Annotated in this window: 16 protein-coding genes; 4 read left to right on the forward strand and 12 right to left on the reverse strand. The window is 44.2% G+C overall.

The annotated features are described in order from the left end of the window. Window position 1: 1 nt before the first annotated feature. The 10 genes from RCO84_RS08725 to RCO84_RS08770 form a co-directional block, all read right to left on the reverse strand. Window positions 2-1,174, reverse strand: a complete 1,173-nt coding sequence (locus RCO84_RS08725; protein ID WP_317584763.1) for a glycoside hydrolase family 130 protein — start codon at window positions 1,172-1,174, stop codon at window positions 2-4. A gap of 109 nt (window positions 1,175-1,283) precedes the next feature. After that, a complete protein-coding gene (locus RCO84_RS08730) occupies window positions 1,284-2,444 on the reverse strand; it encodes a glycoside hydrolase family 26 protein (protein WP_317584764.1) in 1,161 nt (386 codons plus the stop codon). 4 nt (window positions 2,445-2,448) lie between these two features. Then, complete coding sequence (locus RCO84_RS08735) at window positions 2,449-3,738, reverse strand: acetylxylan esterase (protein WP_317585510.1); 1,290 nt, start codon at window positions 3,736-3,738, stop codon at window positions 2,449-2,451. A gap of 292 nt (window positions 3,739-4,030) precedes the next feature. Beyond that, complete coding sequence (locus RCO84_RS08740; protein WP_144153947.1) at window positions 4,031-5,524, reverse strand: glycosyl hydrolase; 1,494 nt, start codon at window positions 5,522-5,524, stop codon at window positions 4,031-4,033. A 13-nt stretch (window positions 5,525-5,537) separates the two neighbouring features. Continuing rightward, on the reverse strand, window positions 5,538-6,779 hold the full coding sequence (locus RCO84_RS08745) for a glycan-binding surface protein (RefSeq protein WP_144153949.1): 1,242 nt from the start codon (window positions 6,777-6,779) through the stop codon (window positions 5,538-5,540). A gap of 28 nt (window positions 6,780-6,807) precedes the next feature. Next, window positions 6,808-8,568, reverse strand: a complete 1,761-nt coding sequence (locus RCO84_RS08750; RefSeq protein ID WP_260849695.1) for a RagB/SusD family nutrient uptake outer membrane protein — start codon at window positions 8,566-8,568, stop codon at window positions 6,808-6,810. A 27-nt stretch (window positions 8,569-8,595) separates the two neighbouring features. Continuing rightward, window positions 8,596-11,796: a SusC/RagA family TonB-linked outer membrane protein gene (locus tag RCO84_RS08755; RefSeq protein ID WP_317584767.1), complete on the reverse strand. Its 3,201-nt coding sequence runs from the start codon at window positions 11,794-11,796 to the stop codon at window positions 8,596-8,598. Window positions 11,797-12,099: 303 nt separating this feature from the next. After that, on the reverse strand, window positions 12,100-13,074 hold the full coding sequence (locus RCO84_RS08760) for a hypothetical protein (RefSeq protein ID WP_317584769.1): 975 nt from the start codon (window positions 13,072-13,074) through the stop codon (window positions 12,100-12,102). Window positions 13,075-14,296: 1,222 nt separating this feature from the next. Beyond that, entirely contained in the window at window positions 14,297-15,664 is a 1,368-nt protein-coding gene (locus RCO84_RS08765) for an ATP-binding protein (protein WP_117586118.1), read from the reverse strand. Window positions 15,665-16,090: 426 nt separating this feature from the next. Continuing rightward, window positions 16,091-17,377 carry a glycoside hydrolase 5 family protein gene (locus RCO84_RS08770; RefSeq protein ID WP_317584770.1) on the reverse strand — a complete coding sequence of 429 codons (1,287 nt, stop codon included), beginning with the start codon at window positions 17,375-17,377 and terminating at the stop codon, window positions 16,091-16,093. Window positions 17,378-17,627: 250 nt separating this feature from the next. On the opposite strand from RCO84_RS08770, the gene RCO84_RS08775 reads away from it, so the two are divergent. Beyond that, a complete protein-coding gene (locus tag RCO84_RS08775; RefSeq protein WP_144155788.1) occupies window positions 17,628-18,779 on the forward strand; it encodes an IS110 family transposase in 1,152 nt (383 codons plus the stop codon). A 327-nt stretch (window positions 18,780-19,106) separates the two neighbouring features. Here the strand turns inward: RCO84_RS08775 and RCO84_RS08780 are convergent, their stop codons facing one another. Continuing rightward, entirely contained in the window at window positions 19,107-19,229 is a 123-nt protein-coding gene (locus RCO84_RS08780) for a hypothetical protein (protein WP_317576452.1), read from the reverse strand. A 61-nt stretch (window positions 19,230-19,290) separates the two neighbouring features. Continuing rightward, window positions 19,291-20,241, reverse strand: a complete 951-nt coding sequence (locus tag RCO84_RS08785; protein ID WP_317584772.1) for an ATPase — start codon at window positions 20,239-20,241, stop codon at window positions 19,291-19,293. Between the two features lie 176 nt (window positions 20,242-20,417). On the opposite strand from RCO84_RS08785, the gene RCO84_RS08790 reads away from it, so the two are divergent. The 3 genes from RCO84_RS08790 (at window position 20,418) to RCO84_RS08800 (ending at window position 24,644) form a co-directional block, all read left to right on the forward strand. Next, complete coding sequence (locus RCO84_RS08790; RefSeq protein ID WP_144153970.1) at window positions 20,418-22,778, forward strand: mechanosensitive ion channel family protein; 2,361 nt, start codon at window positions 20,418-20,420, stop codon at window positions 22,776-22,778. 74 nt (window positions 22,779-22,852) lie between these two features. Further along, window positions 22,853-23,602, forward strand: coding sequence for a 3-deoxy-8-phosphooctulonate synthase (gene kdsA, locus RCO84_RS08795; protein WP_287587535.1), 750 nt, complete (start codon window positions 22,853-22,855; stop codon window positions 23,600-23,602). A 61-nt stretch (window positions 23,603-23,663) separates the two neighbouring features. Continuing rightward, a complete protein-coding gene (locus tag RCO84_RS08800) occupies window positions 23,664-24,644 on the forward strand; it encodes a KpsF/GutQ family sugar-phosphate isomerase (RefSeq protein WP_144153974.1) in 981 nt (326 codons plus the stop codon). Window positions 24,645-24,666: the final 22 nt, after the last annotated feature.

A 24,666-nucleotide genomic window follows, 5' to 3' on the forward strand; every position in this document is an offset into this window, starting at 1 on the left:
ACTATTTACTTAAAGTCTGTTTATTTTTTGCTACCAAAGCCTTGATTTTCTCTACAGAGAACTGAGTACGATAATCATCCTTTGGTGTGTTCATGCAGTAATCTACCAATCGGTCGATGGTAGAAGTTGCCACATGCATGCGAGTATCAGAAGAAGCATAGTAGATGAATACCTTGCCATCCTCATCTGCAATCCAACCATTGGCAAAGACTACGTTCATTACATCACCGATATACTCAGGACCTTCCGGTACGAGGAGATATCCACCTGGTTCAGCAATCACCTTAGTAGGATCCTCAAGAGAAGTCATGTACATATAGAGTACATAGCGGAGACCGCTGGCACAGCCACGAACACCGTGAGCCAGATGCAACCAGCCCTTATCAGTCTTGATAGGATGAGGACCCTCACCGTTCTTCACCTCCTGGATGGTATGATAGTGACGGGCATTGATAATCTTCTCTTCCTTGATTTCGGCATGAGTGATATCATCAACAAGAGCCCAACCGATACCACCACCAGAACCTGTATCGATGAAACCATCCTGTGGACGGGTATAGAAAGCATACTTGCCATCAACAAACTCCGGATGGAGAACCACATTGCGCTGCTGACTCTTGGTCTTCAGATCAGGAAGACGCTCCCAGTTTATCAGGTCCTTGGTACGGGCGATGGCTGCAGTAGCAGTAGCAGCACTGAGGTCGCCAGGCTGATCATCATCATGACGCTCAGCACAGAACACGCCATAGATGTAACCATCCTCATGAGCTGTGAGTCGCATATCATAGATGTTGGTAGCAGGAACAACATCCTCCGGCATGGTAATAGGCTCATCCCAGAAACGGAAGTTGTCAACACCATTAGGACTTTCTGCTACGGCAAAGAAGCTCTTGCGGTCAGCACCCTCAACACGAACAACGAGGAGATACTTACCATTCCACTTGATGGCACCCGAATTGAGCGTAGCATTCATCATGATGCGCTGCATGAGATACGGATTGCTCTTCTCATCGAAGTCGTAACGCCACTCCAAGGGTGTATGTTCTGCGGTGAGGATTGGGTTCTTATACTTTTCGTAGATACCATTTCCCCACTCTACGGGTTCATTCTTACGGCTCAGCAATTCCTCATGATGAGCGCGAAGTGCTTTCACTTTGTCTTGAAATGTAGTCATATTTTGTTTTATATTAATGTTGAATGTTGAATGTTGAATGTTGAATGTTGAGTATAAAATGCACATTGGACTAAAGCCAATTTAACATTCAACATTCAACATTCAACATTTATTTAACCTTTACAATATCTTTGGCAAAGAGGACTTTCTTTTCCTTCTTGAATGCCTTGAAGTCGTCAATGATGGCTCCATCGCCTACTCCAGGGAGATAGGCTTCCTCCTGAGGTTTATCCCAGGCATTACGCCAGAAGAGTACATAACTCAACTGATACTTCTGAAGTACAGGCCAAAGGGTTTGGGTAAACCAATCCTTCTTGCTGGCGATACCCCTGCAACCCGTTTCGGTGAGGGCTGGAATCTTGCCAACCTTCTTGGCTGCCTCCATCAGCACATCGAGCGTAGCAGCAAGGTTCTGCTGATAGTTGGCATCGCTGTTGTCGAACTCGTAGACGTCAACACCCAGCATATCCACATACTTTTCTCCCGGGAATCGCTCCAGAAATTTTTCTAGCGTCTTCTCGTCGCTGAGATTTGGTGACCAAGCCCAAACGATGTTATTGCACCCTGCTTTAGTAAGTATATTTAGGGTTTTTACGTATAATTGGTTATATTGTGCAGGTGTGCAACTGCTAGCTCCCCACCAGAACCATCCGCCATTCATTTCATGCCATGGTCGGAAGATGACAGGAACCAGTTTACCATCGTTTGTCTTCAAAGAAAGGATGAAATCGGAAACCTTCTTGAGCCATCCGTCGAACTTCTGTTGCTGGGCGCCTCCATCCAGGACAGCAGCTACAGCATCACCTTTCGAATCCCAGGCATTCTCGCCTGTAACCGGATTCCAAGGATGCCAGCTCAATGTGACGATGCCTCCTCTCTCATTTTGGGCAATGATTTCTTTTCGCATACGATCGAAAGACACGCCGTCAAGGTTTTCCTTGCTGTCCAACTCTATTTTTCCAAGATCGAAACCCATCACAGCAGGATAATCACCTGTAGTGAGGAATACATCGCTCTTTCCTTCATCCCATTTCCAAGTAGTACCATACACCGGATCATCCTGATGTCCGAGCATGATTCCCTTGTTCAGTAATTTCTGCAGTCTGACCTTCAGTTGCTCTGCCGGGGTATTGCAACATTGCTTTTTACCCTTGCAGCAGGAAGTATTGGCAGTCTGGACTGATGCGCCCGTAACGCCATCAACCTGTGCCATTGCTCCTTGCATCGCCATGAGGCAAGCTGCACCAATCAAAATTCTTTTTCCTATCATATATCTATTTCTTTAATTGCTGAATTATCCAAGCCTGCCATTCATCCCACTGCTCCTGATACCAGTAATGACCGGTCATCTGGTACAGACTCAATGTCTTTGGCGCTTTTACCGAATTATAAAGGCCGTAAGATGATGTTGGGGGAACCACCTCATCATTATAACCGAAACTGTACCAGCCAGGAACGGTGATGCGACGGGCGAAGTTGACGCCATCATAATAGCGTGCACCTTCGAGTCTTGCTTTTTCCAAATCCGTAAGTTTCTGCTCTTTCCATGCAGCCCCCTGCGCCTTGTCTTCCTTATAGAAGTAGTGAGGCCAGCCGCCTGCAACTCCGTGAATCTCAGCTTCATAATCACACATGGCATCATGAACAGGAGCCAGGAATGTGATTCGCTTATCGAGAGCTGCCACAGCGATGGAAAGGAATCCACCCTGTGATGAACCCGTTACACCGATAGTCTTTCCGTTCCACTCAGGAAGAGAAGCGATATAATCCACACCACGAACAGCACCGGTTACTACCCGTCTGTAAGCATTGCGATAAGGATTCTCGAGATTGGTATCCCAGTAACCTTTCAGCTCGCCATTGGCAAGATCATCATAAATTTTCTGCTGCATGGTAACAGGAACACCGTGAATACCGATTTCCAGTACGATGCACTCAGCAGGAGCCGTATAAGTATCGCCGGCATAAGGGCGTACACCCGCACCAGGCACACGGAGCAAAGCCGGATACTTACCTTCTTTTACCGGTACACTCAGGATGCCATACATCTTAGAACCCCATCGGTTGTTGTTATAACTGATTTCATATACATTCTTATCCTTGGTACAACGCTCAGGCAGAAGCACCTTGGTAGGATTGAGGTCATTCTGTCTTGCCTCATCCAGTGCCTTCTTCCAAAAAGCATCGAAATCCTTAGGTTCCTGTGCGAAAGGCTGGATCTTCTCTGGAGAGAACCCTGCCGTGCAAAGTCCTTCATATTTCTTGCCGTCAACATGAGCGATAACCTTGAGGCGGTAGAAGCCCGGTCTGTTCAGACTGCCGCACCATTTCATGGTTCCATCCTTGAGAGTGGTACTTTTCTTCACCTCCGGAAACATTGCCGGTCCGGCTTCGTAATCTACCTTCACCTGATTGAGTAGTGTACCGCTCTTTCTCACATTCACCGTGAAGTTAGCCTTCTCGTCTACCCGGTAATTCCAGTTCTGATGGTCAGGAGTTACCATTACCACAATGTTGTTTCCTCTGATTTGTGCGCTGAGGCTAGAAGTCCCCAGCACACTCATCAGAACACCTATAATTATTAACCTAAAAACATTTGCTATACGATGATTCATATTGTCGTTGATAATCTTGTTAGTTAAACATTCTGTTTTACGGTTGCAAAGTTAACACAAATCTTTCTATAACCCTTGTACTATTTTGCTAAATGATTACACTTTCTTTGCAAAGCACAAAAAAAATGCATTATTCTATCTTTAAATTACCAAAAAGTAATCACTAAAAAAGGTGGCAAGCCCCTTTTTTATGGGATTTGCCACCTTAATTATATAATACCTGATTGATTCGTTCAAACTATTATTTGAAACTTGGAACTTGATCACGTGTAATCACATTCTTGTTGTTGAAGAAATTCTTCATGAAAGTTGATGTATTGTATGCACTGTTGAAGTAATCAATACCATCGGCATCCTTACCACACCAAGGCATAATCCAACTCCACATCGCTCCATCGGTGAACATATTCTCGATAGAAGGAATGGCATCACACTCGCCCATGGTAATCAGCTTCTTGCCATTGGTAATCTTGCGAAGTTCCTCATACTCCTGAACCAGAGATGAATGATATAAAGAATTCTGATTCTTGCAGTAGTAATCTCGTGCAATGATATCAACATACTCATCTCCAGGATACCAGTCCATATCATTGGTGATAGTATTGTCACTCTCATCCTGGTAGTAACCTTCAGAAGTCCACACCCAAATCAGGTTGTTCACACCCTTCTGCTTAAAGGTTTCGTACATCAGTTTCCAAAGTTTCTTGAACTGAACAGGACCATTGGATCCCCACCAGAACCAAGCTTTACCTGTATCGCCCCACTTGCCATAGTTACCACGAGCCTCGTGGAGAGGACGCCAGATAACAGGAATACCCTTCTCCTGCAGAGCCAGGAGATAATCGGCAATGACATTCAAGTCGCGCTTTACTCTCTCATTCTCCCAAGTGCCATTACGTGTTGCATTCTTAGCTGAGAAAGTGGTCTTGTCAGCTGAACATGTATATGAGCTGATGTCATCTAGCTGGTCCTTTGATGCAGGAACATTCCAGTGCCACATACACTCTACGATACCACCATTGTTGTACCAATCCTCAACGACACTTGTGTTGGTGTAGTCAATCCAGTTGGCATTGCCAAGAGGCTTACTGTTGTTGAAATGAATGAAGTCGAAGCAGTTGAGCGCAGGATACTTGCCTGTGAGTTCATACATCTTCTCCGCATTCTCCATATTCCAGTTTACATTAGCCATTGCACCTGTAATGGTTTTCTTTCCAAAATTCTCTACCAGATAAGCATAGAGTTTCTTGGCAGGATCAGTAGCATCAGGGTTCACCAGGCTCGGAGTGATATCAAACTGTTCAGCATCCCAGTTGTTGTAAGCACGGGTAGAGAAGTTGAACGTATACTCAGAAGCGAAATTATACGAACTGTCACGCACCGAAGGCTTCATTATCTGGATCTTATAGTTTGTGGCACCCTTTGCATGCAAAGGAATAATCAACTTATTACCCTCGGTATAAGAAAGGGTATCATCCACATAATAAAAGGTGGAGTCATCGGTATATACTTTAATTGTCGTGTTAGGAGCTGCATATACAGGCTCATCATATGTGACAACCACATTGACGAAGGTATCGAGTTCTGAAGTTCCATCTTCTGGCGACACAGACACCACCGATGGTGCCGTTGCATCGTCGAAATGACGAGGAGGCAAGTAATCGGTGTCGTTGTCAGAACATGCAGCAAAGGTCATAGCCAGCATCGCTGCACACAAAAATAATATCTTCTTCATAATCTAAAAGTCTTTAATATTTCTTTGGTTCAATACGGAACTGACCGAAACAATGGTCTACATTCCAGGCATCAGCCGTATTAGGCTGCATTACGAATTCCAATGCTATAAACTGATCTGCCTCTGTAGGCAAACTGCCCCCCTTCAAGACATCAGTTAGAGGAATAGATACAGTTACCCATTTGCCATAGGTATTGCTGATACCCATAGATACAGGGTCAAACTGGCATCTTCCTTCGCCACCAACCTGTAAGGTGAAGTTGTATCCACCATTCTTACTGCCGCTGGCACCATTGTCACCATAATTGTTAAATGGATTAGATGAGTTGGTGCAAACCTCAAACTTCAGCACATAGTTTTCTGGATGAGCAGAAGCATCAAACCATTTCCAGTTGCAACCGAAACCAGTACTGTTCCATGACCAGGCATCATAAGTACCCTTGACACGGAGAAAGCCGAAGCCGAGTGACTCAGGGTCACCACTCTTGGTACCATCAGTAACAAGGCCCTTGCCCCAATCGTTCCACCAACCAAGGTCACCTTTGAAATCACCGAACATCAGCCGGTCTGTCATACGATAAGGAATCGTTGCAGTCTTATCACCGCTGATCTCATGCCATGAGAAATGAATCAACGAATTGTCTGGGCAATCCTCAGGAATCACGATGCTGGTGAATTGCTCTGAGCAGGAATCACAATGGATTTCCTTTCTGTAACCAGCATCCACATTCTCGATGTATACCTTTGCAGGGCTTGTCTCTGTGGTATCATTGAAACCATAGAGGTCCATATACTCTGAAGTGATCTGAACCTGGTTGCCCTGCAGAGCAAACTCGTTCTTCAATCCCTCAATCTCCACAGTAGGAATTGAAACCGGAAAATACAATTTTGTTTTTCCCTTATCTGTCTCATAGACAAGGCTGTCGTTCTGCACACCAGGAATGGCACGTGGAATCTTGACCCACGCCTCATCGGTTGTTGCATAAACCTGACGAACATCCACATCCACGTCGTTGAAGCGAATCTTCTTGGCATTAGCCAGGTTCTGTCCCTTGATGTGAATCATCTGGTTGAGCACACCGCCATTGAGCGGTGCCACAAAACCAGTATCCTGCACATCATAAATCTGGCTGATAGCAGGAGCTCCGCTGTTGGAGGTTCTATCTGGCACAGAGTAATCTACCACATCACTGCAAGATGCCAAAGCGATAATTGCCATCGCTGATAGACTGATATTTTTGATATTAATCTTCATAATTATCTTCTTTTAAAAGAATTACACATTAATTCCAACCTGGGTTGTTGGCAGAGATACTATCATTTACATTGATTTCATCTGCTGGGATTGGATAAAGCAGGTTGCGTTCAGAACGAGCCTTGTTGATATTTGCCTCATCACGACCTCCGATGGCATTCATAGCCTGGAGATAGATACCCCAACGGATAAGATCCCAACGGCGGTCACCCTCGCAGGCAAACTCCTTAGCACGCTCTTCCAGAATGCTGCTTCGCATACCGGTCTGGGTAGATACGGCACTCATCAATGTAGCATTCGAGCGCTTGCGAACTACATTGAGATACTTCATCGCCTCTTCCAGGTTACCCAACTCGGTTTCTGCCTCAGCATAAATCAGGAGAACATCGGCATAGCGCAGGAATGGCCAGTAGCTGTCTGGATACTCCAAAGCATCATTCTCACAATCATCATACTTGGTAGTGAATGCCAGACACTCGCTTCCCTGATTGTACTGGTATGCCATACCCGTATTCTTGTACTCAGCATCCGGTTCACGTACATAGTTGCCGTAAACATCATAACCGGTAATCTTCTCACACCAGGACTGTGGATAATAGAAACATCCGTTATACTCTTCCTGATAATAATATCTCCATGTGTGACGTACTCCCTTCACAATACGCAAGTCCTGGTCGTCGAAAAGCTGATACCATGTATTGGTACATCCAATCCATCCACCAGAAGTAAGAAACTCGCTACCAGAACTCTCCTTATAACCTGAATAGGTAGTGTGGATATTGGTACGATAGTTATCAGAAGCAGAAGAAATGGCAGAACGCACGCCCCACATCATCTCAGAATCAGTGCGATGGTTACGAGACCACAGATTGTTGTATGCACTCAACTCATATGGTCCGAACTCGCCATCAATCACCTTCTTTGCCCACTTAGCAGCCTCGGTGTAAAGCTCATGCGGATCCATATCCTGATATCCATCTACCTGAGTCTTTCTGAAAGTCTCGGTGGCAGGGGTACGGTAGAGTTTGTATTCCTTGCCGTTCACGGTTTCCGTGCGGAAAGGCTCACCGGTACGTACATTCACCTCGGTGCCTTCTGGCATAGCAGCAGAAGCCATCGTTGCATATACCTTAGCCAACAAACCGGCAGCTGAACCTGCATTGACATGACCCTCCTGATAATTGTTGTTATCACGATGGTACATCAGTTCAGAAGCCTTGGTCAGCAAATCGATGATGTGACCGTAAATCTCCTTCACCGGACGGCGACTATTCATGAACTCACCACTGGCACTCACATCGGTGGCCATATACGGAATAGGTCCGTATGCTCTTACCAAGAGGAAATAAGCAAAAGCTTCCTGGAAGTAGCACTCGCCGAGGGCATTGTTCTTGTAATTCTCATCCACGTTGCTCATGACAGAGATATAGCGCACAGCAATGTTAGCATCATTAATCAGATTGTAAGGACCCTTCCACATCTTGTCCAAAGCAGGCTCTGCCTGGAAGTTACCGGCACCTAGAGTACCAAACAGCCAGTCCGGACCGGAAATATAGTCGGCGTCGAGTTCCAATACTTTAGGGAACTCACCCCAACAGAACATATCGTTAAGCCAGTTGCTATAAACACCTGTCACCCAAGTATCAACAGCCACCTTTGAGTCACCGATATTATCAGGACCTATCATACTTTCAGGCTTTTCTGTCAGAAAATCATTGCAGGAAGTGGTTACCATGGTTCCGCATCCCAGCAACATAGCCGACAGTATATATTTATTAATTCTTTTCATAATTCTATTTTTTTAATATGTGTATCTTTAGAATGTTGCATTGATACCAAATGTGAATGTACGGGCTGATGGATATGAGTAGATATCCACACCACGACGGGATGAGTCGCTACCGAATGCATTTACATCTGGGTCATACCAACTGTAGTCTGTGATAGTGAATACGTTGGTGGCAGTAAAGCTAAACTGCAGGCGCTCCAGGCCTACACTCTTGAAAGGATGATTCCAGTTGTAGGTCAAGCTGATGTTCTTCAACTTGATATAGCTGCCATCCTCTACATAGCGGTTGCTTACCAGGAAGTTACGCTCGTAACCAGAAGAAGCCTTAGGCCACTTTGCGTTCTCGTAGCTATCTGCCTGCCAGCGAGAATTGTATGCATCTACAGGGATGTTACCAATGTTACCCAACTTCACATCCTGCAAGTTGCCATTAAAGATGTCGTTACCATGAGAACCCTGAAGCATGAAGCTGAGAGACAAGTCCTTCCAGGTCAGGTTGTTGGTCAAACCCCATGTATAGTCTGGGTTGGTATCACCAATGATGGTACGGTCGGCCTCTGTTATCTTGCCATCATGATTAAGGTCAAGATAGCGGATTTCACCAATCTTCGACTTCACGGTAGCATCGCTTGCAAATGTATATTGCGGATCGGCACGTACGGCAGCCTCATTGTTATAGAAACCATCCTCCACATAGCCAAAAATGACACCGATAGGACAACCATTGCGCTGGATAAAGACATTATCAGCACCATACCACAAGGTATTGGCATACTGGTCACCATTCAAACCGCCAATCTCATTCTTGTTGAATGCCAGGTTCGCATTGATGTTCCAATGCCAGTCGTGACTGTCAATAGGAGTAATACCCAAGGTCAACTCAAGACCCTTGTTGGTTACATTACCCGAGTTGGTCAACTTATTAGAGAAACCTGTAGAAGGTGGTATCTTCACCTCCTGCAGCAAGTCGCGGGTCTTCTTGTAATAATAGTCGGCAGTAAAGGTCAGTCGGTTGTTAAACCATCCGAAGTCAACACCGAGGTTATACTGAGCAGTGGTCTCCCACTTGATATCAGCATCTACCGGACCGCGCCATGAAACCATAGCAGAACCGCTCTGAATGCTGCCGCTGAATGGATAGTTGGCAACACCGAGCTGAGGCAAGGTGCGATAAGAACCAATACCTTGGTTACCGGTCTCACCATAAGAGAGACGGAACTTCAAGTTAGAGAAGATATTCAAGTCCTTGATAAACTTCTCCTCAGAAGCACGCCAAGCGAAGGCACCAGAAAGGAAGGTAGCCCACTTGTTCTTGTCAGTAAACTTAGAAGAACCATCAGTACGAACACTGGCTGTGAACAGATACTTGTCCATCAGGGTGTAATTGATACGACCCAGGAAAGATGCCAGACGCTGATTACCCTTGTCACTGCTGAGAGTTGCCTTGTCGAGCGCACGGCTCAAGTCATTATCCTTTGTCAAGTCATCCGGGAAGTTGGATGCCAGGATAGAAGTATTGTCCCAAGACGCATTCTCTACAGTGAAACCTGCTACAGCGTTAAACTTGTGGACCTTAGCCAATGTATAGTCGAATGTGAGGAGCGACTCGGCAGTCAGACTCTTCCAGATATTGGTAGCACGGCTAGCCTTACCATTTGTAGGAGCCTTACCCTCCTGGGTATGACGGTCGTAATAGCTTCCACGATGTGAGTCATTATAAGAAAGACCCAGGTTCTGGCGGAACTTCAGGAATGGGAACAGCTTGATTTCAACAAAGGAACTGCTGAAATAGTTGATGCTATGCAACTCATCCTTTGCACTGTTTACATAAGCTGTAGGATTGGCTGCCAACCAGTTGAGATCGTCCATCTGGGTTGTATCCGTGTTAGGACCATAGGTTGGAGGGAAGAGCAACGCAGAACGTACAACACCGGTGTTGTAGCTCAACGTGTTGGCAAAATTGGTAGTACTGTTGGTAAAGCTCTGGTTTGTACCTATTTCCAACCAACTGTAGATATGGCGTGCGATATTGGCACGAAGTGCATAACGCTCATATCCGGAATTCTTGATGGTACCATCCTGCTTGGCATAGTTGCCAGAGAATGAGTAGTAACCCTTGTCATCACCACCGCTCACGCTGAGGTTATAATCATGCTGGAAAGCTGTCTGGAAGATTTCATCCTGCCAGTCAGCCACGTCAATCTGGGTAGCGTTTCCATACTCATCATAGTACCAGCCTGGGTGAGCATAGTCCTCAGGCTTACCAGTATACTTACCTGTATTATAATTAATGTGATTATCATTATAATACTGATAGCCCCATGTACCAGGATATGGCATATTAGTAGTACGAGAGCCCAAATAATACTGGTCGTTAGTAACCTGCTCATTCTGATAACGGGCATAGGTTACAGGATCCAGCATATCAATCTTCTTAGAGATATGAGAGAAGCCCCAGTTGCCTGAGAACTCAACCTTAGGCTTACCCGCCTTACCACGCTTGGTAGTGATGATAACGACACCATTGGCACCACGTGATCCATAAATAGCCGTAGCAGAAGCATCCTTCAGGATTTCGATGTTCTCGATATCATGAGGGTTAATCATGCTCAGAGGGTTACTACCCTGCTCATTCTGAGTAGCACCATTACTAGGAGTAGAACCGGTTTCAAAAGGAATACCATCTACGATATAAAGAGGCTGAGAAGAAGTTGAGAATGAGTTAGCACCACGTACCACGATACTCATACCACCACCAGGGGCACCATCGCTCTGGTTAATCTGTACACCGGCAACCTTACCCTGCATACCATGAGCCAGGTCAAGAGCACCACCCTTCATCAGGTCTTCACCCTTCAGAGAACTCAAGGCACCACTCAAGTCGCTCTTTTTCATCGTACCATAACCTACGACAACGACTTCATCCATCACCTTGGAATCTTCCTGCATCGTAATGATTATATTCGACTTATCGGCCACATTGATAACCTGAGTTTTCATACCCACACTCGACACCTTGATACGTGTCTTACCCTTAGGCAAAGTAATACTGAAGTTACCATCCATGTCGGAAACGCCTCCAGTACCAGTGCCTTCCACGATAACGCTTGCGCCAATCAGAGGCTCATTGTTCATGCTACCATCAAGGATGGTACCAGTCAATTTACTCTGGGCGAAAAGCTGGCAGCTCATAACGAGCGCCAAGAAAGCAAAAACTATTCTTTTCATATTATAATTGTTGTTAATTGTAATCGTTGTCATTATCATATTGTTTATTCATCAAAATCATACAGAAGTTTTATCATTTAGCCGATTGTCTTTATTTATCATTTTCGGTTGCAAAGTTAATACTAATATTCAATACTATATGATATTATTTTGCCGATTACTAACATTTATTTGCTTTTAATAAAAAAAAGGTGATAAATCCACCTTAAATGAACTTATCACCCTATATATATATGTATATTTATTAATTGTTTATCATTGCGCTTTAAACGCAATGCATTTTTTGTTTTCTTTTCACGCAGATTACTGAACGTACTTCTTACCGTTCTTGATAACAACACCCTTGAATGACTTGCCTACCTGCTGACCCGCGAGGTTGAAGACCTTTGAAGACTTAACTACAGGAACAGCAATAGCCTGAGAGATACCTGTTGCAACATAATCCTTCACACAAACGTAAGCGCTTTCCAATACATACTGAGCATCAGCAGGACCCTGAATATAAATCTGCTTTACTGAATTCTTTGCTGCAGCATCAAGAGGTACCTCTACAGATGTAGCACCCTCAGCGAATTCTGCCTCACCGTTAGAAGCTTCATTATACTCAACAACAACCTTACCATTGGTAGCGGTAGGTGTAGCAAAATTGATAACTACCTTATCGAAATCACTATAATCAGCCTTTTCAAGCCACCAACCCTTACCAGACCAGTCATCACCAATTGTCACTGTCTTTGTGGCTGCATCATAGGTAGAGTTACCCCAACCTGTTGGTAAATCACCAAGATTCAAATCTGACTTCTGAGGCTTGTTGGCAGCCAGCATAGCCTTGTACTCCTCTTCTGTACCCACATACGCACCAGTTACAACAAGTTTACCTGTAGTCTTACTCTGAAGGTAATACTGTGCAAACTGATCGCTATAATCTTCATTCAACTTAACACCCAAAACCAAAGTTCCTGCAACAGCGTCAATTTGAACAGGCTGATTATAATTTGTAGTATATTGAGTACACAATACAAAATCACATGTAGTCTCGCTGAATGTTACCCAAAGATAATCATAGTCAGAGAAGTCTGTACACTTCTTTGGTTCTGTCTTACCATCGCCTGTAGTGAAATTTACTCCAGCACCCTTCCATGCTTCAGTAAAGGTAAGAGTATTACCCTCTACAGTACATCCATCACCCCAAGAGCCAAAGGCTGTTGAAATCTGCTCAGAAGCGTTAGCGCAGAGCGCCATTGCCAAGCCACATACTAAAGTAAAAAACTTTTTCATAAGCTTCATTTTTAATAGGTTTAAAATTTATAATATTATTGTTTATACTATTGCATGAATTGATCTCTCATATTCACAGTCGCAAAGTTACAACAAAACGCCGAGAATACATGATATTATCTTGCTCATTATCAATACTATTCTTTCTACATGCCATTTTTTTTAGAATTTGATGCAATTTATCTAAACTAAACTTTCGCATGTGATTTAAGTACGGGCTGAAGGCCGTTTCTGTGTTGGCCTCATGTTTGCCTTCAACTCTGCCTTCTTCCATACTTCCGGGAAAAGTTGCTGAAAAAGTTTTATGGTTGCATGCAAGCACATGAAGAAGAATACTCAAGTGGTTCAGTCAGCTAACTCAAGTGGTTCAATCAAGCAACTCAAGTAGTTCAGTTAGCGAGTTCAGACGTCTCTGTTAGCTGATGCAGACGTCTCGATAAGCTTACAGATACGTCTCCGTTAGCCTACGCAGCCATATTCGTAACCCGATGCTGCCATATTCGTAACCCAATGCTGCCATATCCGTAACCCGACGCTGCCATATTCGTAACCCTACGCAGCCATATTCGTAACCCTACGCAGCCGTATTTATAACCCGATGCAGCCGTATTCGTGAATAAGTTTTATGTAATCATCTATCATCCATCACGATTTGTGCTCCTAAGTTTCTTAACATACTAATATACAGACGTTTAAATAGCGTGATGGATACTTCAAAAACGGAAATATCCATCACGCTATCCATCACGATTTGGGGTTATCCCTCACAATATTCTCACTACACATTACCAGATACTGCATATCATTGTTGAAACACTTGCGATAGTTCAAATGAGGCTCACTTGAATCTGGACAGGATGTATCCGAAATTACATCGCGACGTATCTGGCGCTGCGTCGTGACGCGTCTGTTATCACGTCGGGACGTACCAGATGCTACGTCGGGACGCAATTTCGGGAACAGCATTGGAGATTATACGGGAAAAACAGCATCAAAAACAATAGGCATTGAACCGAAAAAACGCCTTTTTGCTCAATGCCTCCTGCCTTTTGCCTCAAAAACACCGCTAAAAATCACCAAAAACACCTAAGTATCGCTATTTTTATGGCAATATATGGCAGATTATGGCAATTAAAAAGCTATTGCAATATCGGTATCAACTAACAATCAGGCTGTTACCAGCTTATATGGCAATATGGCAATTCTTTTACGAAAAAAAATCCTACAGAAGTCTTTCACCACAAGAAAACAAGTTAGAAATAGCATAAAGAGGATTGACTAATATCTTCTTCCCTTTTGGGCTGACAAACTCCCCAAAGTTCTCCAAAGAACAGCGAATGGCATACTTAATATGCTCTTTTTCCATAAAAACATAAAGACTCGCCATCGAACCTCGTAAACCAGACTTCACTTCCATCGGAACAATGTCAATGCCACGAGACAAGACATAATCGACCTCCGAAACGGTTCCACGAGTCAAGTTTTGCCAATAGTATAAGTCATGGCGCTCATTAGGCGACATATACTTTAGTAATTCCAATCCTGCCACCATCTCCGTCAAACTACCCTTATCAACTAAGTCTGCAGCATTGTCAACCAATAGTTCTTTCACTATAGAATTAGTAGAGTCTCCTATTCCTAACAGATTGAGGAGAAAGCCATGATCTATCAGATTATACTTCACAAACTTCGGATTAATCTCTGCACCAAGCGGAATGCCATTTGCCGCAGTATGCCATACAGGTATAATGATACCAGCATCTCTAAGCATCTCCAAAGCATTCTTGACTTGCGCAGTCGTATATCCCCCTTCCACTTGGCTAAACACGAATTTACTCCCCACTTGATGAGCCACACTAAACAATGTTTGACGCAGCAAAACAGGATTGACCTTGGCTTTATATTTCACGAAATCATCTATATAAGTTTGCTTCAACTCACTAAGCACAGAGTCTACTTCCAAATAACTATTCGTATCAACGTACTTAGCCACAGCAGCAGGCATACCACCTATAAGCAAGAATGAACGAAACCTCTCCACTAATCGCTCATAGAAGACATTCATCAATGGCTTTTGAGAGGTTGCATTCCGTTTCATACTTACCAATCCATCATCACCTAAAGCATAAAGGAATTCATCAAAAGACATCGGATATACAAACATCGAACGGATACGCCCTACTCCATAAGCACCTAAATCCTTCAATGCAAATTCCAATAGCGATCCAGCCGCCACTACATGAAGTTCAGGATAATCTTCCTTGAAAAACCACAAGCTATGGATGGCATTAGGGCATGCCTGTATCTCATCTAAGAACAACAAGGTTTTGCCAGGAATAACGGGAACTTTGAAATATGCCGACAATTGCTCCGAAATAAACTTCACGTTTAAATCGCCATCAAAGAATTCCTTGACAGTCTTATCACGCTCAAAGTTCACTTCCAAGAAATAAGGAAAGGACTCTCCCAAGTGTCTAATGGCACTTGACTTACCTACCTGCCTTGCTCCTCTCACAAGCAATGGTTTATGCTCTACAGAACTTTTCCACGCTTCAAACTCTTTATCTATTTGTCTTTTCAGATACTTCATATCTCTATATTATTGATTTTCAATGCAAAGATAATGCAAACGAGTGCAATGAAAGCTTGCTTTCTGATTGCCGAGTGCAGCTTATCTTATGCAAAGATAATGCAAACGAGCGCAATGAAAGCTTGCTTTCTGATTGCCGAGTGCAGCTTATTTTATGCAAAGATAGCACTTTTATCTGAATAAAAGCCAATCAATTAAGCTTTTTTATAAAAAAGTCAGAGGTTATTTGAAGCTAAATTACAAAAAAGTCAGAGGTTTTTTGATGTTAAATTATAAAAAAGTCAGAGGTTTTTGTCTTATACGTGAAAAAGTTGTCACCTTTAGCTGTAGCAGTTCCCCAAAGTGGACACGAAAAAGCCAGAAAAAAGAGGGTGCACCATGAACTGATGGTACACCCTCCTAAAACAACTAACAATTTCACTAAACTTATAACTTACCAATCTTCTTCATTCTGTCTACCTGCGTCTTTACTACATCCAATGTAGATTTATCGGTAGAGAAAACGGAGTTCAGACCTTGCGCTTCCTGAGCAGGATCACCGGTGTAGTCATCACCTACCTGCCACTGCTCATGCTTAGGATTGGCAAAGCCGCCCCATCCCCAGAAGTTGCAACCGGCAAAGTAACCGCCAGATGCAGCATTGTCGCCAACAAGACTGAACACATACTTATAATATCCATCACGTGCTTCTGTTGTAGAAGAAGTTGAAAAAGAGAAACCATCACGAGGATAGCCGAACTCCTCCATCACCAATGGCTTCCTGATACGTCCGCATACCTCAAGATGTTCATCAATATACTCCTTTGTGTTCTTGCAGGAGATTCCCAAATCTTCCTGCAAATGGTCTTTTCTCGCCCAATTCCAGTTGTATGGCCAAAGATGAATGTTGCAATAATCCACATTCTTGTCGGCACAGATCCGTTCCCAACAGTTCAGTTCACCTTCACATCCCCATTTACCTTCGCTACCGATAGAAATCAGATGATTCTTATCGAGCGAACGAATCAGCTTGCTCGCTTCACCCAGCCATTTTTCGAAAGCAGGCAACTGCTCTTTGCTGAAAGCACGAGGCTCGTTACCTATCTGCCATGACATGATGGCCGGGTCGTCCTTATACTTCTTCTTTGTATATCTGTTGGTTCTCGTAAGTATGAATTTCACATAATCATAGAATATCTGATGCGCCTTTTCGCAGGATGCATATTTGGCGACGAAGTTCATGAAGGCAGGATATCCATCTTCGTTAGGACGGGGAGCCTGGCCCAAACCAGCCTGCTCCAGGTAATAGCCATAACCACCACTCCATTCCCAGGAATTGTTCAGATAAAGCACGGCCAGCATCTTGCGTTTGCCCATCTCCATCAGCAGATAGTCGAGACCGGCAAGAATTGTATCGTTATAAATGCCCGGAGCTTCCTGCAGCGTCGGCTCAACCTTGGTCTTCACTCCTCGCTTTCCATCAGAGCCCACCAGGATGCGGAGATTATCAATGCCCATCTCCTTCATCTTATCGAGTTCCCTACAGAGACGCTCACGGTTGCCGCCCTGTCCTTCTGAACCGAGGATTGCTCCATACCAGAAATTGGTACCTACATAATAATAAGGTTTACCATCACGAACAAAATGTCCGTCCTTCACCTGCACAAAGTTCGACTTCGCTGAGATATTGCATGTAGCCAATGCCATCATCAAAAAAACAAATATCTTCTTCATTTATTATTTAAGTTTACAGTTTAAAGATTCATTTTCGGTTGCAAATTTAGATAAAATTTCTGAATTATAAGCCAGTATAATAAAAAACTTCAATGATTTCCCTCGAATTGTGCGAAATTAGCCTTGTTTTTCGAGAAATCAAGACCACAACTGCAAAAAATCCTACTAACGTGCTCTGAGTCACAAAAATATTTATTATCTTTGAAGCAGTGTTCGTTAACTGATTTTTTAACTTCAAAAATGTAGGCTTATGAAAGCAGTATGTGGTCTTGACGTGCACAAAGATAGTATTTTTCTTTGTATTTTGCACAGTGATGGTGAATTATTTGAGCAAGTTTTCGGTGTTTTAACATTTCAGCTGGAAGAAATGCGGAAATTGCTCCAAAAGCATCATGTTTTTGAGGTTTGTATGGAGAGTACCAGTATCTATTGGATACCAATATGGCGTGTGCTTTCTCCTCATTTTACTCTGCGTCTGGTAAATCCTTATTTCATCAAGCAACTTCCAGGTCATAAGAGTGATATCAAGGATGCCCAGTGGATAGCAGAATGTACATTGAAGGAATTGGTTAGGGGAAGTTTCGTTCCTCCAGAGATTATTCAACAGCTTCGCCAGTACGATCGCCGAATCTTTGACCTCAATGCGGAGATTGTCCGTAAGGTTTCCAAGGTGGACGGCGTACTCCAACGTTGCAATATCCGCTTGAGCAATTATGTATCCAACATCGAGTGTAAGAGTTACCGCGATGTCGTGCGCAGGCTCTCGGAAGGTGTCACAAATCCAAACGAGCTGATGAAGCTTGTTCATGGTCGCATTATCAATCGTCATGGTGCGGAGACGATATTAGCCTCATTGACAGGCGTTGTCTCCCAGGCAGAAATAGATGTACTGCGCCAACTCCATGAGGAGATTGGCATCGCCGAGAGCCACAGAAACGAATGTCAGCAGAGAATGTTGGAGATATGCGAGAAGCATTTTCCAGAGGAACTCGAACGCTTGCAGAAAATTCCCGGAATCAAGGAACGTGCCGCAACATCATTGATCGCAGAGATCGGAACGGATATGAGTAAGTTCGAAACGGCAAACCACCTTGCTTCCTGGAGTGGACTGAGACCAAGAAATGACGAGTCCAACAAGAAAATCAAGTCTCGTAAAATTACCCATGGCAATGTCTACCTCCGCAACACCATCATTCAATGTGCCTGGGCTGCCAGTCGTCAGAAAGACTGTTTCTTCAGTAGATTCTCGTATCACCAAACAATTGTGAGAAGAAAGAACAAAATGAAGGTGATTGTTGCTGTGGCGAGAAAGTTACTTGTCGCCGTATGGCATGTCTTACATGACAAGACAGACTATGTCGACTTCAAACCAGATCGTGAAGAATCCGCCAACAACGGATGACCATGATATACCTTCCATGATAAAGCTATTATCTTTGTGATGGGTTTAGACCTCGTTTGCAAATTAACTTAATGTCATGGGAGGCTATGGAAGTCAGTATGAGTAAAACTCGAAGAGGAAAGTATACTGATAATCGCATTTGCTATATAAGCAAGTGCAAGGGAGACATGCGCCTTTATTTACGAAGAAAAGGCAAACTCTCTTGTTTTAGTTACCTTGTGCGAGGGAAATCATTTTCGTTTTATAGAGGAAAGATACTAAATAAGGGCAAAAAAGCATGATACTTTTTTGCCCTTTCTACATATAAATCTAAACTATGCTTATTTATTATTGCTTTTTCTGCTTTTTTCTAAGGTTTCGATTACCACCGGTAGCACGGACGGCATCGATAAACACCTGTTCGTATGCCAGGAGCCGGTCGGCAAACTCCTTGCTATCAGGAGCCAGCATGTCGCCTTGAACCTGCGGACTTGCGTATCTCCATAACGCCTAGCAGACTTGCAAAAATAGTTTAATTAACATGATATTTTATCAACCCCGGCATCGGAGCTTTCAATATCTGGGAAATCTTGAGATGAAACTCATCCTCCATCACATTTCTCAAAGGTGATTCAAAGTAATGAGCTATGCTTCCAACAAAACCAAGCATCGGGATTTCTTCTTCCAAGGATGAATGCCATGCCTTCATGCCTGGCTCCAACTGGCTTATATCCTCGGTGCTCGCCTTGACATATTTAATATAAGGTGTGAGATTCTTTGCGTAGAACTGATTGAAACTCTCCAATATCATACGATAGAGAGCCATCGCTTCATTCAGTTCATCAGTCCCGTTCTCATGTTTCTCACCTTCTGCTATCTGTTCTGAGATAAAAGGACAGATGGAAGCCAGAAAGCGATTGGCAAGCGGCTGTCTGTACACCTTATTAATAATAGTAGGATAATCCAAACCCGACCAGGCAAGATATTTATTCTTTAGCGATACAGGCAATGTGCCCTTGAAGATACCATTGAGGAAAAGTTTTCCGATTACTGCCCCACTACCCTCATCGCCCAGGATATATCCCAACGGAGGCGTGTTCATCACAATCTTCTCTCCATCGTAAAGACAACTGTTGGCACCGGTACCCAAAATACAGGCAATACCCGGTTTCTTGCCAAAGAGGGCACGGGCTGCTCCCAGCATATCACCTTCTGCCTCAACCTTGGCTTCGGGAAAAGACTGCTGCAAGAGTGATTTCATGCGAGACTTCATCGCCTCGGTTACTCCACTGCCATAAAAGAAAACCTCCTGAGGCTGCTCTGACAGAACAAGTTCCTTACACAATACATCCAATATCTCGGCATCACTCTGATGAATCGGACTGATGCCCTGCGTCTTACAGGTAACCATCACGTTACCCTGTTCATCAACCAGAGCCCAATCGGTCTTGGTACTGCCACTATCTGCTATGAGTATCTTCATATTCTTATCTGATTAATTAACGTATCCTTTGACGTTGCAAATGTAATCAATTTATATGAAAAATGCAAAAGATAACCCTAAAAATCGAACGTAAAGGTGCTAATATATCAAAAAAGGCGATTTTCTCTTTGCTTTTTCACGAATTATTAATAACTTTGCAGTCAAATTTACCAAATATGAAGAAGAGACTATACATCATAATTCTGCTGATGGTGGCATTCGTACTGCCAAGCAACGCAGTGCTCAAGGAAGCCAACCTGGACACAACACTCTATATGCTGCGTACAGAATTGACCAACTATCACATAGACTTGGAGAAACAGAACCAAGCTGCCAAGGCTCAACAGTTGGCTGTGATTCAGGAACTCATCAGTATTGTGAAACAGGCTGACCAGAACTCCATCATGCTCTATTCGCAGCGCAATGGGTATATTTTCGACATGACGTATGCCTGTCATGAAGCTACAGAGCAGTTTAAGAAGTTTAAGTCGAAGGCTGTTCCTTTCCGCCAGATGATCAAGAAGAACAATGTTGAGGTGGCGCGTTTCGATTCACTCATCAACTATCTCTACGGCATGAACACCATGTTTCTCAGCGAAGAAGCACAGGTGAACCGAAACGTAGACCTGACTCTGGCTGTCAATATCCGCCGCCAGCTGGTAGAGAAACAGAAACAGTTGCAAGCCTATGTACAGGCTTACGACAGAACCGACCGTAAGCTACAGGCACTCAACGACTATGCCAACCGCAGATATGAAGATATCCAGAACAGCATCTTCAATAATGGAGGCGACAACTATCTGCGTATACTCCGCAATATCAGCATGAACTATAAGGAGGCGAAGACGTCTGTAACCGAGAAATACAAGCCCGTACCAGGCATGATGTCGCAATGGGATGTTCGTATCATCTTCATCCTCTTCGGTATCATCATCTTCTGGGGACTCATCTCCATCTTCCTCAATCTCTTTACCATCCGCATCGTGATTACCCAACTCATGAAGCATGGTATGTTCGAGAACAGAAAGGAAAGTTTTATGGCAAAACGACCATGCCTTATCATGGCGATGACGGTAGTAACCTTCGCATTCATCCTGGGTATCGTAAGAATGGCGGTTACCCAGAACTTCGTGATTATGGCAAGCCAGCTGCTGGTAGAATATTCCTGGCTGGTTGGCGTCATCCTGGTATCTATCCTGCTACGTGTAGACAACGATAAGATCAAGAATACCTTCCGTATCTATTCGCCATTGATGCTGGTAGGTTTCATCGTTATCGTGTTCCGTATCATCCTGATACCAAACGACCTGGTAAACCTTATCTTTCCACCAGTCCTCCTGCTCTGCGCTCTCTGGCAGTGGAATGTGATTGGCAGAAAGCACAATCAGGTATTGCGTACCGACAAGACATACGCATTCATATCGCTTGCCGTATTCGGAGTAAGTACCATTTTTGCCTGGACAGGTTTCACACTGCTTGCCGTCCAGCTTATCATCTGGTGGACCATGCAGCTTACCTGCGTGCTTACCATTACCTGCTGCGAGGGATGGCTCAGCGTATATGCCAAGCGTAAGAAGTTGGCAGACAAGGCGATTACCGACAAATGGCTGTATCGCTTTATCTATAAGGTATTGCTCCCTATTTCAGGCGTGCTCTCGTTCATCATCTCTATCTATTGGGCTGCAGATGTATTCAACATGAGTGATACGACATGGGAGATATTCAACAAGGATTACATCAAGACCAGCAACTTCACTGCATCGCTTTTCAGTATTTCAGTGGTAGCTTGTCTGTACTTCCTGTTCAACTACATCAACATTACTTCTGTAGATTTCATGCGTCATCACTTTGAGAAGGCAGACCCGAGGTCGGCTGCTTCAAAGATTGTGATGTTCAAGAACGTGATGCAGGTGATTATCTGGGGTATCTGGCTGATGATAGCCCTGAACGTGTTCCAGGTAGGAAAATCATGGCTGCTTGCTATCTTTGCCGGCTTATCAACCGGTCTGGGTTTTGCATCAAAGGATATTCTCGAGAACATCTACTACGGCATCTCTCTGATGATGGGCCGTGTGAAGGTGGGTGATTATATCATCTGTGACGGCACCCGTGGTAAGGTGAGCAGTATCAGTTATACCTCTACGATGCTGGAGGCTACCGACGGTTCGGTCATAGCCTTCCAGAACTCGCAACTCTTCTCGAAGAACTACAAGAACATGACCAAGAATCATGGTTATGAGCTGGATATTCTGGAGGTAGGTATTGCTTATGGCAGTAATGTGAAGGAAGTGAAACAGATTCTGATTGATGCCCTCATGAAACTGGACTGTATCTATCAGGACAAAGGGGTGAAGGTGTTACTGAAGAGTTTCGATGACAGCTGCATCACCCTCAAGATTGTTGTATGGGTCAACGTGCTTACCCAAGCCATCGACGATGCCACCATCATGGAGTGCATCTACGATACGCTCAACGATCACAACATCGAGATTCCATTCCCACAGCGTGAAATTACAATTAAACAAGTTAATAATTAACAATTTATAGTTTACAGTTAATAGCAGGTTTACTCCCTATTAACTGTAAACTATAAACTATAAACTATAAAAATATGGCAACATTCATAGCAGGTCCTTGCGTCATCGAGTCAATGGAACTATTGGAAACAGTAGCTCAGGAACTCGTCCGCATCAACGAAAAGTTAGGAACCCAAATCATATTCAAGGCTTCATTCGACAAAGCCAACCGCACCAGCATCCACTCTTTCCGTGGTCCAGGACTGGAGAAAGGACTCCAGATGCTGGGAGATATCAGGGAGAAGTACAACCTTCAGGTTACAACAGATATTCATGAGAGTTATCAGGCTTCAGCAGCAGGCGAAGTTTGTGATATTCTCCAGATTCCAGCCTTCCTCTGCCGACAGACCGACCTTCTGGTTTCTGCAGCCAAGACTGGTAAAACTGTCAACATCAAGAAGGCACAGTTCCTGAGCGGTAGAGATATGAAATATCCTGTAGAAAAAGCTTTGGAGAGCGGTGCCAAGGAAGTTTGGCTCACAGAACGCGGCAACTGTTTCGGCTATAACAATCTCGTAGTAGATTTCAGAAACATCCCTGACATGAAGGAGATTGTGCAAAATGTCATTATGGACTGTACCCATAGCGTTCAGCGACCGAGTGCAGGTGACGGCAAGACGGTAGGCGACCGTAAGTTCGTTCCAGCAATGGCAAAGGCGGCTAAAGCTTTCGGAGCTACCGGCTACTTCTTTGAAGTACATCCAGACCCAGACCAGGGCAAGAGCGATGCTGCCAATATGCTGGAATTAAACAAGTTGGAATCACTTATAGAAGAACTCCTGTAAGTGAAGAACGAAGAAACAACGTTCGGCGTCCGAAGGGAAAGCCAATTCAAATGATTTAGAAATGACCGATAAAAATAACAATATAGATGATAAGATTGTTCGCGGTTATGGCGAACAGGCTCTTAGAGACGAGGCGCAAGCCATCCTCGACCAGATACCTTATCTGGACGACAACTTTGAGAAAGCTGTAGACATGATGTATCATTGCCAAGGCAAGATTATCGTTACAGGTGTGGGCAAGAGTGGACACGTAGGTGCCAAGATTGCCGCTACACTTGCCTCTACAGGCACACCAGCCTTCTATATCAATCCACTGGATGTCTATCACGGCGACTTAGGTGTAATGACCGACAAGGATGTGGTTCTGGCACTGAGTAACAGCGGTCAGACCGATGAACTGCTTCGTTTCATCCCGATGGTACTCCACATGAATGTTCCTATCATTTCCATCACCGGAAATCCAGATTCCCTGCTGGCAAAATACTCCAACCATCATATCACCGTAAAGGTTAAGAAGGAGGCTTGCCCGCTGAACCTCGCCCCTACCAGCAGTACTACTGCAGCATTGGCTATGGGTGATGCACTGGCTATCGCCCTGATGCAGGTACGCCACTTCAAGCCTCGTGACTTTGCACAGTTCCATCCTGGTGGAGAATTAGGCAAACGACTGCTGACCACAGCAGAAGATGTGATGCGCACCGATGATATGCCTATCATTCCTAAGGAAATGCATCTGGGCGAGGCTATCATCCACGTAAGCAAGGGCAAACTGGGATTGGGTATCTCATTAGATGAAGACAACCACGTTATCGGACTTATTACTGATGGTGATATCCGACGCGCCATGGAGAAATGGCAGGCAGAATTCTTCAACAAGACTGTAAGCGACATCATGACCACCACTCCGAAAACGGTGACTCCGAAGACGAAGATTTCGGAGATTCAGCGCATCATGCACAAGTATAAGGTGCATACGGTACTGGTTGTAGACAAGGATAACCATCTGAAGGGCATCGTAGATCACTATGCCTGCATGGTATAATTTTTTAGGCACGGATTACACG

The sequence above is a fragment of the Segatella copri genome (genome assembly GCF_949820605.1).
Taxonomy (GTDB): Bacteria; Bacteroidota; Bacteroidia; order Bacteroidales; family Bacteroidaceae; genus Prevotella.